Raw genomic sequence first — 13,246 nt, 5'->3', positions numbered from 1 at the left:
AGGGCGGCGTTCTTTTTTGGATTGCGATCGCGTGGTCAGGACTTGCCCGCGCCGACCATCCCTACAATCTCGTAGGTCTGCTGCAGAATCGGGGCCGCGATTGCACGTGCCCGTTCAGCACCTCGGGCGAGAATCTGATCAATCTCGGCCTCTTCGCCCATCAGGCGCGCCATTTCGGTTGAAATGGGTGAGAGTTTCGAGACCGCAAGTTCTGCCAACATTGGCTTGAACTCACCGAATTGCTTCCCGCCAACCTCAGCCAGCACTTGTGCGGCCGTCTGGTCGCTAAGCGCGGCATAGATATTCACCAGATTGCGCGCCTCGGGACGGTCTTCAAGGCCATCGACCTCCGACGGCAAAGCGTCCGGATCGGTCTTGGCTTTACGGATCTTCTTGGCGATGGCATCGGCATCATCGGTCATGTTGATCCGCGTCATATCAGACGGGTCTGACGACGACATCTTCCGGGACCCGTCACGCAGGTTCATCACACGGGGCGCAGGCCCACCGATGACCGGTTCGGTTACCGGAAAGAAATCGACGCCATAGTCATGGTTGAACTTGATTGCGATGTCGCGCGTCAGTTCCAGATGTTGCTTCTGGTCTTCTCCAACAGGCACATGGGTCGCGTGATAGACCAGAATGTCTGCCGCCATCAGGGCAGGATAGGCGAACAGACCCAGCGAAGCATTCTGCGCATTCTTACCGGCCTTGTCCTTGAATTGCGTCATCCGCTGCATCCAGCCGATCCGGGCGATACAGTTGAAAATCCAGGCCAACTGAGTGTGTTCCGGCACTTGGCTCTGGTTGAACAAGATAGATTTCTCAGGGTCGAGGCCAGCAGCAATGAACCCTGCGCACACTTCGCGGGTTTTTTCACGCAAGCGATCGGGATCTTGCCAGACGGTAATCGCGTGGAGGTCGACCATGCAGTAGACGGTCTCGTATTCCGGCCCCTGCATATCCACGAAACGTTTGAGTGCACCCAGGTAATTACCCAAGTGCAGGTTTCCTGAAGGCTGGATGCCGGAAAACACGCGCGGCGTGAATTGGGTCTCGGTCATCGAAGGAAACTCCTGTCTGGAAAAATCAGCCCCCGTCGCTTACCCATGAGGCCAAGGGACGTCAACAGCCGCGAAAGGCCAGCCCAATGAGCAGTGAGCATTATACACCGCCCGTGAACCCTCTGCCGCCGGTCGTGGTGGCGCTGGTTCTGTTCATCAGCGGGATTGAACTGATCTTCTTGCTTGGCAGCAGGGGCTTGGTCGGAGGGCCGACTGCTGTTGGTTGGCGCTTGGATGCGTTGCAGCAATATACGTTTTCGCCCGATATATTCGATTGGATGGTCCAGAACGGGCGCTGGCCGTTCGAACATGTGATCCGCTTTGTCACATATCCCTTTGTTCAGGCCAATTTCACACAAGCTGTGTTTGTCTGCGTGTTTGTTCTGGCGATGGGGAAGATGGTGGCTGAGGTCTTTGGCAGCGTCGCCATGCTGATCATATTCGTCTTGTCCGGTGTCGGCGGAGCGTTGGCCTATGCGGTGCTGTTGAACCCGCCATATCCACTGGTTGGCGGGTTTCCTCCGGTTTATGGGCTAATCGGCGCGTTCACTTGGCTGCTGTGGCGCAAGCTTTCTCTGGTGGGTGAAAACCAATCGCGCGCATTCAGCCTGATCGCGGTTCTTATGGGCATTCAGTTGCTGTTCGGTCTGATCTTCGGTGGGACCTCGGATTGGGTCGCCGATCTGGGCGGTTTTGCCACCGGGTTTGGTTTGTCTTTCTTTCTGGCTCCGGGTGGCTGGGCACGCATCCTCAGCAAAACGCGACGCGATTGATGCGCATTAGCTACGGCGCAGCGCTGTTCGGAACTCCGAAATCCGGAAGGCGCCAAAGATGTGCCCCAACAAGAAGTAGGCCACCGCCGCAGTTACAATGAGCACGAGAAGCGCAAGGTAACGCCAGCCTGGTACTTCGAACGTCCAGCCGAAGAGGTTAATGGCCGCAAACAACACCACCCCCATGCCAGCCGATGCCGCCACGACCCGCCAAATCCGCTGTTTGAACCGGTCATCAAATCGGGCTTCGTCGCCCATTCTGCGCGCGCCGATTGCAAGCAGCGCAACCATGGCCCAGCCAGCAGTCGACGCTGCGATTGCGGGCGCAATCCACCCGACAATGGGATAAAGCCCAAAGGCAAGTCCGGCATTCACCACCATCGCAACCACTGCGTATCGAAACGGTGATTTGGTATCTTCGCGGGCGAAGAACAACGGTTGCAGCAGCTTTTGCAGCATGAATGCGGGCAGCCCGATACCATAGATGGCCACGGCCAAGGCGGTCGCCGCTGTATCTTCGGCGCTGAACTGGCCGCGTTGGAACAGGACCGAGACCAACGGGCCGGGGATGATCATAAAGGCAACGGTCGAAGGCAAGGTCAGCAGCAGAGTAAACTCTCCGGCTCTTGAAAAGGCGTTGCGTGCTCCATCTTTGTCGTCTGCGCGCAGGCGGCGTGACAGGTCGGGTAACAGCACGATGCCGACGGCGATGCCAACCACTCCGAGCGGCAGTTGATACAAACGATCTGCGGCAAACAGCCAACTGACAGCCTTTTCGGTTTTTGATGCCACAAGCTGTCCGACCACAAGATTGACTTGCGTAACGCCCATGGCCAACGCCGCAGGAACCGCGATCCGCACCATGCGGCGCATTTCCGGGCTGAGCTTTGGCCAACCGGGCCGAATGCGAATTCCCGCGCGTTCAGTCGCAATCCAGACAAGCGCTAATTGCGCGATGCCTGCGACTGGGATGACTGCGATGAGCCAGCGTATGATTTCTCCACCAGATATCGCGCCAAAGATTAACGCGGAGCAGGCGAATATGTTCAGCAGCACAGGAGCGGCGGCTGCAGCGGCGAAGCGCCCGGTTGCGTTCAATACTCCGGAAAACAGCGCAGCGAGGGACATAAACAGGATGTAGGGGAACACGACGTAACCATAATCCACCGCCAGATCGAAGCGTTCATCACCATAGAATCCTTCGGCGGTTATCCAAACCAACGCGGGCATGAAGACCATCGCCAGACCGACTAGCGCCAGCACCGCCACTGCCAACAGGTTAAACGCATCCTGTGCGAAACCTTCGGCGTCTTCACCGCCTTCAAGGCGTTTTGAAAACATTGGAACAAAGGCTGCGTTGAATGCGCCCTCGGCAAAGAAGCGGCGGAACATATTGGGTAGTCGGAAGGCTGCGACGAAAGCGTCCATCACCGGTCCGGGCCCGATATAAGCGGTCAGCAGGATTTCCCGCAAAAAGCCCAGAATGCGGCTTGCCAAGGTCCAGAACCCAACGGTGAAAAAGCCCGAAATCAGGCGGATCGGCTTCATGATGCGGCCCGCTCGGCACCTTCGGTGATGGCCGCACGCAGCTTGGCTTCCAACCCGCGTTGCTTGGCCTCAGAGTGGTATTTCAGGCCGAACATATCCTTGACATAGAACGTGTCGACCACCTGTTCTCCATAGGTGGCGATCACTGCGTTCGCGATATAGACATTGGCGGCTGCCATCGTGCGCGTCAAATCATATAGCAGTCCGGGCCGGTCGCGGGTGTCGACTTCGATGATCGTGTAAATCTCTGAACCTTCGTTGTCGAAGGTGATATGGGTCGGGACGTTGAAGGCGCGTTCGCGCTTCTTGATCTTGTCGCGGGATTTCAATGCGTCCCGTGCGACAACCTCACCCCTGAGTGTCTTGTGAATCATCTGGGTCAGCCGAGGCAGGCGCGTGGCCTCGAAGGGATGGCCCTCGGCGTCCTGAACCCAGAACGCATCAGTTACATATCCGTCTTTCGTCGTATAGCTGCGGGCATCAACCACGTTGGCTCCTACAAGGGCAAGTGCCCCCGCTATGCGAGAAAAAATACCCGGATGATCACCCATGGCAAAACACGCGCGGGTGGCGTCGCGATCCTCATCCGGATGCAGACGGATTTCTACGGCACCCGGATCGCCGCTGTCCTCCAGCGATTTCAACATTTCCGCGAATTCGACATGTGTCGAAAGGTTCAGTCCCTGCCAATACGGATCATAATGCCGCCCGGTTTCGGTTTTCAGGTCAGATTTGGACCAGTTTTCCAATTCGGCCCGCAACCGCTTTTTCGCCCCATCTCCACGATTGGCTCGGTTAAGCGCCTCCATCCCGGATTCCAGTGCGTGTTTGGTGTCAGCATGCAAAGCGCGCAGCAATGTAGCCTTCCAGTTGTTCCAGGTCGTTGGTCCGACACCGCGGATGTCACAGACTGTCAGCACCGTCAGCAAGTCCAGCCGTTTGACGGTTGCAACAGCTTTCGCGAAATCGCGGATTGTGCGCGGGTCTGAGATGTCGCGTTTTTGCGCCATATCGGACATCAGCAAGTGATAGCGTACAAGCCATTCGACGGTTTCCGAATCCGCCTTGCTCAGCCCTAATCGTGGCGCCACTTTGCGCGCGATTTGCGCGCCCAGAATCGAATGATCTTCGGGGCGTCCTTTGCCGATGTCGTGCAGCAACAGAGCCACGTATAGAACCTTTCGGCTAACACCACCCTCCAGGATGGATGACGCCAAGGGCAGTTCCTCGATTAACTCTCCTCGCTCGATCTGCGCCAAATTGACGATGCACTGGATCGTATGCTCGTCCACCGTGTAGCTGTGATACATATTGAACTGCATCATCGCCACGATGTGCTCAAACTCGGGCAAAAAGGCTGACAGAACCCCCAACTCGTTCATTCGTCGCAGGGCACGTTCGGGGTTGCCGTGTTTCAGCATCAGATCAAGAAACATGCGCCGCGCCTCTTTGTCGTTGCGCATCTCATCGTCGATCAGGTTCAGGTTGGCCGTTACCAACCGCATTGCGTCGGGATGGATCAGCATACCCGTGCGCAAACCCTCTTCGAACAACCGTAACAGGTTGACCTTGTCTGACAGGAACGTGTCAGGGTCCGCGATATCCAGACGGCCATGGACCACGCGGTAACCGGCCTTGACGCGGGGGCGACGGCGGAAAATACGTTCCAGCAAGGCCGCGCCCTTCATGTGCGAGGCTTCCAGTTTGGTCAGGAAAATCCGTGTCAATTCGCCCACACGGGTGGCTTCGCGGAAATAGCGTTGCATGAACACCTCGACGGCGCGCCGACCGGCGCGGTCTTGATATCCCATACGATCGGCCACCTCGACCTGCAGATCGAAGGTCAGTTGTTCCGTCGCGCGGCCCGTCACCAGATGCAAATGAGACCTGACGGCCCAGAGGAATTCTTCGGCTTGCGCGAACTCGTCAAACTCTTCGGGCGTAAAGAGGCCCATAGGGACCAATTCGGCCACATCCGTTACGCCATAGATATATTTTGCGATCCAGTAGAGCGATTGCAGGTCGCGCAAGCCGCCCTTGCCCTCTTTGACATTGGGTTCGACCATATAGCGTTCACCCTGCTTCAGGTGCCGCTCATCGCGCTCTTTCAGCTTGGCTTCGATAAATTCCCGCTCGGTGCCTTTGAAAAGATCGGTCTTCAGGCGCGCTTCAAGTTCTTGCGCAAGGGGCTGATCCCCGACGAGATACCGTTGTTCCAGCATGGCGGTACGGATGGTGAAATCATCGGCCCCCAGACGCAGGCAATCTTTGATCGTGCGTGAAGAGTGACCGACCTTCAGCCGCAGATCCCAGAGAATATAGAGCATGGATTCGATCACGCTCTCGGCCCAGGCGGTGATTTTGTACGGCGTCAGAAAAAGCAGATCTACATCGGATGACGGGGCCATCTCACCCCGGCCATAACCTCCCACTGCCAGCACAGCGATTTTCTCGCCTTGCGTGGGATTTGCCAGCGGATGCAGATGCTCGCTGGCGATGCGCATTGCTGTCCCGACCATCTGATCCGTCAGATAGGTATAGGAATGCGTCAGCGGCAGTGCATCAAATGGGCGCTCGGCAAAGGCGTCCGCAATCGCCTTGCGGCCTGTCTTTTGCGCCTCTCGCAGAATGCGCACCGTCTCGGCGCGCAAGGCTGCGTTGTCCGAACTGATTTCAACAGCGGCGGACAGGTTGGCATTGACCTCGGCGTTGTTAAAAATCTCGTCAGCCGCGCAGATCAGATTGACATCGGGCGCAGAGCCCTGCGCCGGTCGATTAGAATCCGGCGCCAGAGAAGCTTTGTGGGGCAGGGTCAATCACAACCACCTGTTTGTTCTGGATCGTGGCAACAGCCAGACCGCGTTCGTTCGTACCGTTTGGCCGCAGGCGGAAAATACCGCCGACACCCTGAAAACCGGCGTTCTGGGTTAATGCTGCACCTGTCAACGCGTTCGATTTGCCCTGGCTGACCAAGGCTCCGATCGCAGCGATTCCGTCATAGGCAAGCCCGCTGATCGGGTGTGGTGCCTCACCGTAGGTGTTGTTGTAACGCTGGCGATAAGCCTGTGCCTTTGCCGGATCGGGAAGTGCGAACCAGCCACCTTGTACGCCAGGCAATTCCAGCGTTTGGGCTGGAATGTCCCAACGTGTCAGGCCGATATACTGAGTTGTCGCAGGAGATACACCAGCCTCGGGCAACAACTGGCTGTAAAGCGGCAGCGCGCCTGCGGTTGTCGCGGTCAGGAAAATTGAATCCGCGCCGGTCGAATCGACCGTTGCTTTGATCGCCGAAACCGAATCGATCACGCCCTGCTGTGACCGGTCATATCCAACTGTGCCCGCATTGTTGACGCGGCTGTTGCTGAGCGCGGCAGCGATGGCAGACTGGCCTAGCTGGCCCGCTGAGTCATTGCTGTGCACAATGACAGTACTGTTTTTACCCTGCTGTCCGGCGTAGTTCACCAGCCTGTTGGCCGTGTTCTGGAAAGTGGGGCCAAGCACATAGACATTGCCGCCCGCAATGCTGGTGTTGTTCGAGAAGGACAGCACGTTCACATTGTTGTTTAGCACCGCAAGTCCTGCCGCGTTTGCGGCTTGTGCGTACACTGGCCCAAGAATGATCTTGGCCCCGTCCGCTACAGCTTGCTGTGCAACCGCCGAGGCCGTTCCGGCAGTTCCGGCCGTGTCGTAGACGCGCAGATCAATCTTGACGTTCGGCAAATCCGCGATGGCCAGCCGTGCCGCGTTCTCAAGGCTACGGGCAAGGGCCGCATCGCCAGACTGAGGTGATCCGCTTGGGACCAACAGGGCCACCGGAACCGGGTCAGAGGTGTCGATCGAGGGGCCTCCGCTGATGCCGCCGACTTCACAGGCGGCCAGAAAAGCGGCCGTGGCCAGTACAATGGCGGATTTCGCCAGTTTGCGTGCGGGCTTGCAAACGGTAAACATCTAAAAGAAAACTCCCTGATCCGGCGTCTGAGGGCACCTTGGTCTATTGAACCGCGATAATAAACGTCACGCTGTGAGGGTCCAGCTTTGAATTTCCAAAAGATCAGATTGGCCACTGGGCTGTACTTTATTGCCACCCCAATCGGGACGGCACGCGATATTACGCTCAGGGCGCTCGATGTTTTGGCCTCGGCAGACATGATTGCTGCCGAAGATACGCGCAGCTTGCGACGTTTGATGGAAATCCATGGCGTGCCGCTCGAAGGGCGCCGCATATTGGCCTACCACGATCACAGCGGCGCGGGCGCGCGGGGCAAAATACTTGAGGCGCTGGAACAAGGGCAATCGGTGGCTTACGCGTCCGAGGCGGGAATGCCGCTGATCGCCGATCCCGGCTATGATTTGGGCCGTCAGGCGGCTGAGGCTGGGCACAACGTGACATGTGCACCGGGACCGTCTGCTGTTTTGACGGCGCTGACATTGGCGGGGCTTCCCACGGATGCATTTTTCTTTGCCGGGTTCTTGCCCAATGCCTCTGGCGCACGGCGTTCACGAATCGAATCCCTGCGCAGCGTCCCCGGAACGCTTGTCTTCTATGAATCGCCGAAGCGCGTGGCTGCCTGCCTCTCTGATCTCGCGGATATTTTGGGTGGAGACCGACAGGCGGCCCTGTGCCGTGAACTCACGAAGAAGTTTGAAGAAACTCGCCGAGGGACGCTCGCTGATCTGGCAACAGAGTACGAGGGCTTATCGGTTAAAGGCGAGGTGGTTCTGCTTGTGGATCGCGCCCATTCGCAATCTGTTAAGGACTCTGATGTAGAAGGGGCATTGAAAAAAGCTTTGCAAACGCATTCGGTGCGGGATGCGGCAGATTTGGTGTCAGAGATGTTCAGCCTGCCGCGCCGTCCGATCTATCAGATGGCTCTGAAGCTGGGAAAGGGATGATATGGCACAGAGATCCGTTCGGGGTTCTGTATCTTATCACGCTGGACAATCCGCCGAACTTTGCGTGGCCGCCGAATACGTGCGACGGGGTTATTCAATCGCAAGACGCAGGTGGTGCGGTGCTGGCGGTGAAATAGATCTGATCGCGCGCAACGCAGATGGGTTGGTCTTCATTGAGGTTAAGAAAAGCCGTAGTTTTGACCGTGCAGCCGCTCGGATTAGTCGCCGACAGATGGATCGAATTTGCGCATCCGCTGCCCAGTTTCTTGAACAGGAGCCTGCTGGTCAGCTGACGAATACTCGGTTTGATGCGGCACTGGTTGATGACACTGGAACTGTTCAAATCATCGAAAACGCCTTTAGTTTGGACTGACCCCCATTGAACCCGTCAAGCCTCTGCGCCATGTATCGAGCGTGGAATTGAGGGATACACCATGAAGATCGCCTTTCAGATGGACCCAATCGGGGCCGTGGATATCAACGCCGACAGCTCTTTCCGTCTGGCAGAAGAGGCTCAGGCGCGCGGCCACCAGCTGTTTTTTTATGGCCCGGATCAACTCGCTTACCAGGAAGGCAAGATCACGGCGCGCGGCCATGACATGACGGTGCAACGAGTCGCTGGCAACCCGGCAGTGTTGGGCCCTGAGCGTGAAGTGGACCTTGCTGAATTTGATGTCGTCTGGCTGCGCCAAGACCCCCCGTTTGACATGCACTACATCACCTCGACCCATTTGCTTGACCGGCTAAAGGGGCAGGCCCTGGTGGTTAACGATCCGTTTTGGGTGCGAAACTATCCCGAAAAGCTGCTGGTTCTGGATTTCCCTGAACTGACTCCGCCCACCACGATTGCGCGGGATTTGCGAACCATCAAGGCGTTCAAGGAAAAGCATGGCGACATCATCCTCAAGCCGCTTTACGGCAACGGAGGTGCTGGCGTATTCCGTCTTGATGCGAATGACCGCAACCTGACGTCGCTGCATGAGCTGTTCACCGGCTTTTCTCGTGAGCCTCTGATCGCGCAGAAATTCCTGCCCGATGTGCGCAATGGCGACAAGCGGGTCATACTTGTCGATGGTGAGCCGGTGGGCGCCATCAACCGGGTTCCAGCTGAGGGCGAGACCCGCTCGAACATGCATGTGGGCGGGCGCCCCGAGAAAATCGGCCTGTCCGAGCGAGATATGGAAATCTGCGCTGCGATTGGGCCGTTATTGAAGGAACGTGGTCAGATCTTTGTGGGGATCGATGTAATTGGCGACCACCTGACCGAGATCAACGTGACCTCACCCACTGGTATTCAGGAGCTTGAGCGGTTCAATGGCGTGAACATCGCCGAGAAAATCTGGCAAGCGATTGAGGCGAAACTTTAAGCTCCTGCTTTGGCGCTGATGCGAAAGCTCAGCGCCTCTGCGACATGGGGGCGGCGCACATCCGGCTCACCTTCGAGGTCGGCAATGGTGCGGGCCACGCGTAGGATGCGGTGAAAGGCGCGGGCCGACAGGCCAAAGCGTTCCGCGGCTTTCAGTAATAGTTCTTTGCCCTGGGCATCAGGGGCGGCGATTTCTTCCAGCACATTGCCTTCGACATCTGCGTTTTGACGGGTATTTGGCGTGTCGCGAAAGCGATCTGCTTGTATGGCGCGCGCCGCTTCGACCCGCTCTGCGACGGTCGCAGAGCTGTCGCCGGTAGGCGGCAGGTCGAGATCGGTAAATCCGACCGGAGGGACTTCGATGCGCAGATCGAACCGGTCCACCAACGGCCCTGAGATACGCCCCAAGTAATCCTCGCCACAGACCGGTGCGCGTGAACAGGCGCGGGACGGGTCCGTCAGGTATCCGCATTTGCACGGGTTCGCGGCGGCTACCAGCATAAAGCGGCATGGGTATTTCACATGGGCGTTGGCGCGGGCGACCATTACCTCGCCGGTTTCAATAGGTTGGCGCAGGGTTTCCAAAACTGTGCGCGGAAATTCGGGAAACTCGTCCATGAACAGGACGCCGTTATGCGCCAGTGATATCTCACCGGGTTTCGCACCTTTGCCACCGCCCACGATCGCCGCCATCGAAGCGGTATGGTGCGGCTCGCGAAACGGTCTGGCGCGGCTGATGCCCCCTTCGTCCAGTAAGCCGCAAAGCGACTGGATCATCGATGTCTCTAAAGCTTCGACCGGGCTCAGAGGCGGCAAAATACCCGGCAGACGCGCCGCCAGCATGGATTTGCCGGAACCCGGTGTCCCGATCATGATCAAATGATGCCGCCCGGCTGCGGCGATTTCCAAGGCGCGTTTGGCGCGCTCTTGCCCCTTCACGTCCCGCAGGTCCCGTGCGTTGGGTGATAGTTTCACTTCGCCCGGTGTCGCAGCGGGCAGCGCAGACTGACCGGTAAAGTGCCGCACCACATCCCCCAACGAGCCCGCTCCGATCACCTGAGTGGCGTCAACCCACGCGGCTTCGGCGCTAGAGGCGCTGGGACAAAGCAAGCTGCGATCATCGGCGGCTGCTGTCATGGCAGCGGGCAGCGCGCCGACGACGGGTACCAGAGAACCATCCAAAGACAACTCGCCCAACGCGACAGCGCCCTCGGCAGCATCCGCTGGGATGATTTCCAACGCAGTCAACAAAGCGACGGCGATAGGCAGGTCGAAATGGCTGCCCTCTTTGGGCAGATCGGCAGGCGAAAGGTTAATCGTGATCCGTTTCGACGGCAGCGCGATCGCCATCGAACTTAGCGCACTACGAACACGGTCCCGTGCTTCGGAGACTGCCTTGTCCGGCAATCCCACGATGGAAAAGGCCGGAAGGCCCGGTGAGACGGCGCATTGCACCTCGACCGGGCGGGCATCGACCCCTTGAAAGGCAACGGTGTGAGCACGGGCGACCATGGCAATCCTGTCCTTGGTTAACAGGACGTTGCTGCCATGGCTGCAGTTTAAGAATCGTTAACGTCAGCAACCATCGCCGTAAATTTCGGCCACGCCTCAGGGTCAGAAACGGTCTTGTCTCGGCAAAACGGATTACAAAAGCCCCAAATCTTGCCATCGAGTTCCAGATAGTCTTGTACAGGCTTGCCGGAATAGGGGCAGGCTGTGTTGACCGAGGGGCCTGTGCTGACTGCCAATGCCCCTGAATCCCCGCCAATTGGCCAGCTGTGTGCGGGAAGGTCTTGCGGATACGGGAAGGGCTCATACGCGACCGTCATGCCCATGGCGCGCCATTGTCGAACTGCGATATCAGAGAGCAGGTGCATGCAGTATGCACGATTGACCTCGGACACGGGCAGGCCATAGCCGACAATCCGTGCAGCGACCGGCGTGTAGAAAACATCAGTCAGAGAATAGGCACCAAACAGCGGGCCCGACGCGGCGCCAGAGACCTTCCGTGCATGGGCCCAGAGGGTTTCGATCCGCTGCAAATCAGTCATCGTTTCAGGTGAAGGTTTGAACCCTTCCCAGCAACGTTTCAACTGCATGGGGCATTGCCCCCGCAGCGCTGTGAAACCGGCAACCATTTCAGCGCAAAGCCACCGGGCTGTGGCGCGGGCGGCAGGGTCTGACGGCCAAAGCCCTGCTTCGGGGTGGCGTTCGGCCAATGTCTCTGCCATCGCGAGGCTTTCGCCGACCACGGTTCCATCTGGTAGACGCAGCGCAGGAACAAGGCGCGCCGGGCCCAGTGGTTCCATATCCGCCGCCATGGTGCCGGAATAAAGGCCAATCATGTGGGTGCGGTATGGCAGGCCGAATTTCTCAAGCATTAGCCATCCGCGCATGGACCAGCTGGAGAACAACCGGTCACCGATAAAGAGATCATATGTCATACAGCAACGATGTCGGACAGAGACGCGTCGGTAAATCAGAGATTTGTGCGCACACTTATCACGGTCGGTGATTAATCCGACCTACGGTCCAACCATAGTTATGGCGCGTGATCTCGGTGACGGACAGGTTGTCGATGCGGTGACCAAACGCGTGTTGGGCGTCCACGTCCAGAGCGCGTTGGACCTGAGTCAGGATCACTCCGAAATGGGCGACCAGGACTAGGTCACATCCGGTATGGGCCGCGATCAGGGTGTCGACGACCCTATCGACACGCGCGCGGACCTCATTCCAGCTTTCCCCGTTTGGAGGCCTGACCTCGCCCGGATTATCCCAGTAGGCAAAGCAAAGCTCGGGATCTTCCGCCTCGATCTCGGCGAAGGGGCGCATCTCCCAGTTGCCGAAATTAATTTCGCGCAGATCGCGGTGGTGCGGAAGGCGGAGTCGCGTGCCTTGAATGGCGCTGGCCGTATCGCTGGCGCGTGACAGGTCTGATGAGATTACGACGGCATTGGAAGGCAGATGCGCATCAAGCCGTGCAATCGCGGCCTTATCACTCAAGTCGGCAGGAAGGTCGGACCAGCCTACCATAGTTTTAGCATGGGTGGGGCCGTGCCGTACCAAATGCAGGCGCGTCATAGGGGTTGCCCTTTGAGAACCAGCGGCAGCCCGGCCGTAACCTGCACCACCCGATCTGCCTGCGCAGCCAGAGCGATGTTCAGCCGTCCCTGCGCCTCGCGGAATCGACGGGACAAGGCGTTGTCGGGGACGATCCCGTGGCCGACTTCGTTTGATACCACGACGATCTGGGCGGCACAGGTCTTCATCGCCTCAAGCAGTCCGGCCTGTGCTTCCTCTAGGTTATTCTCTGCCAGCAGGTGATTTGTCAGCCACATGGTTGCACAATCGATCAGGCAAATCTGATCATTTGTCAGCTTGGCGAGTTCCGGCAATAGATCAAATGGCGCTTCGATCGTCGTCCACCCGCTGCCGCGTTGTGCAATATGTTGCCTGATTTTTAGGCGCATCTCGTCATCAAACACTTGTGATGTCGCAAGGTAAACGCGGCTTTTCCCAGTTGAAACAGCAAGTTGCTCCGCAAAAGCAGATTTTCCGGATGCCGCTCCGCCCAAGATAAAGGTTAAATCGGCATGCACTTT

The 13,246-nt window shown here is 58.0% G+C and carries 12 protein-coding genes; 4 read left to right on the top strand and 8 right to left on the bottom strand.

The annotated features are described in order from the left end of the window. Nucleotides 1–35: 35 nt before the first annotated feature. The gene (gene trpS / locus ACR0NE_RS14045; protein WP_170423755.1) at nt 36–1,064 is read right to left on the bottom strand and encodes a tryptophan--tRNA ligase; all 1,029 of its coding nucleotides are present in this window, start codon (nt 1,062–1,064) and stop codon (nt 36–38) included. Between the two features lie 86 nt (nt 1,065–1,150). Here trpS and ACR0NE_RS14040 point away from each other — a divergent pair, with 86 nt between their 5' ends. Continuing rightward, complete coding sequence (locus ACR0NE_RS14040) at nt 1,151–1,837, top strand: rhomboid family intramembrane serine protease (protein ID WP_170597287.1); 687 nt, start codon at nt 1,151–1,153, stop codon at nt 1,835–1,837. A 6-nt stretch (nt 1,838–1,843) separates the two neighbouring features. On the opposite strand, the gene murJ is transcribed toward ACR0NE_RS14040, so the two are convergent. Genes murJ through ACR0NE_RS14025 form a run of 3 tightly spaced genes read right to left on the bottom strand, consistent with a single transcriptional unit; the run spans nt 1,844 to nt 7,333 of the window. Continuing rightward, nucleotides 1,844–3,385, bottom strand: a complete 1,542-nt coding sequence (murJ, locus tag ACR0NE_RS14035) for a murein biosynthesis integral membrane protein MurJ (protein WP_170423759.1) — start codon at nt 3,383–3,385, stop codon at nt 1,844–1,846. Continuing rightward, the gene (locus ACR0NE_RS14030; RefSeq protein WP_170597288.1) at nt 3,382–6,201 is read right to left on the bottom strand and encodes a [protein-PII] uridylyltransferase; all 2,820 of its coding nucleotides are present in this window, start codon (nt 6,199–6,201) and stop codon (nt 3,382–3,384) included. Before ACR0NE_RS14030 ends, murJ begins: the two co-directional genes overlap by 4 nt. Next, nucleotides 6,161–7,333, bottom strand: coding sequence for a penicillin-binding protein activator (locus tag ACR0NE_RS14025; RefSeq protein ID WP_170597289.1), 1,173 nt, complete (start codon nt 7,331–7,333; stop codon nt 6,161–6,163). The genes ACR0NE_RS14030 and ACR0NE_RS14025 overlap by 41 nt, the downstream gene beginning before the upstream one ends. Nucleotides 7,334–7,420: 87 nt before the next feature. On the opposite strand from ACR0NE_RS14025, the gene rsmI reads away from it, so the two are divergent. The 3 genes from rsmI to gshB all read left to right on the top strand — a co-directional run bounded on the left by rsmI (nt 7,421) and on the right by gshB (nt 9,645). Continuing rightward, complete coding sequence (gene rsmI / locus ACR0NE_RS14020; RefSeq protein ID WP_170597290.1) at nt 7,421–8,278, top strand: 16S rRNA (cytidine(1402)-2'-O)-methyltransferase; 858 nt, start codon at nt 7,421–7,423, stop codon at nt 8,276–8,278. Between the two features lies 1 nt (nt 8,279). Beyond that, nucleotides 8,280–8,651 carry a YraN family protein gene (locus tag ACR0NE_RS14015; RefSeq protein ID WP_170597291.1) on the top strand — a complete coding sequence of 124 codons (372 nt, stop codon included), beginning with the start codon at nt 8,280–8,282 and terminating at the stop codon, nt 8,649–8,651. A 61-nt stretch (nt 8,652–8,712) separates the two neighbouring features. Then, the gene (gene gshB / locus ACR0NE_RS14010) at nt 8,713–9,645 is read left to right on the top strand and encodes a glutathione synthase (RefSeq protein ID WP_170597292.1); all 933 of its coding nucleotides are present in this window, start codon (nt 8,713–8,715) and stop codon (nt 9,643–9,645) included. Here gshB and ACR0NE_RS14005 read toward each other — a convergent pair. Genes ACR0NE_RS14005 through cobU form a run of 4 tightly spaced genes read right to left on the bottom strand, consistent with a single transcriptional unit; the run spans nt 9,642 to nt 13,243 of the window. Next, a complete protein-coding gene (locus tag ACR0NE_RS14005) occupies nt 9,642–11,156 on the bottom strand; it encodes a YifB family Mg chelatase-like AAA ATPase (protein WP_170597293.1) in 1,515 nt (504 codons plus the stop codon). The two genes, gshB and ACR0NE_RS14005, sit on opposite strands and share 4 nt — an antisense overlap. Before the next feature lie 47 nt (nt 11,157–11,203). Beyond that, complete coding sequence (locus tag ACR0NE_RS14000) at nt 11,204–12,088, bottom strand: glutathione S-transferase (protein WP_170597294.1); 885 nt, start codon at nt 12,086–12,088, stop codon at nt 11,204–11,206. Between the two features lie 58 nt (nt 12,089–12,146). Beyond that, entirely contained in the window at nt 12,147–12,725 is a 579-nt protein-coding gene (locus ACR0NE_RS13995; protein ID WP_170597295.1) for a histidine phosphatase family protein, read from the bottom strand. Further along, nucleotides 12,722–13,243, bottom strand: coding sequence for a bifunctional adenosylcobinamide kinase/adenosylcobinamide-phosphate guanylyltransferase (gene cobU / locus ACR0NE_RS13990; RefSeq protein ID WP_170514161.1), 522 nt, complete (start codon nt 13,241–13,243; stop codon nt 12,722–12,724). The genes ACR0NE_RS13995 and cobU overlap by 4 nt, the downstream gene beginning before the upstream one ends. Nucleotides 13,244–13,246 lie beyond the last annotated feature (3 nt).

Source organism: Ruegeria sp. C9, from assembly GCF_056537585.1.
The sequence above is the reverse complement of the archived record's forward strand: the minus strand, read 5'-3'. Positions and strand labels throughout refer to the sequence as shown.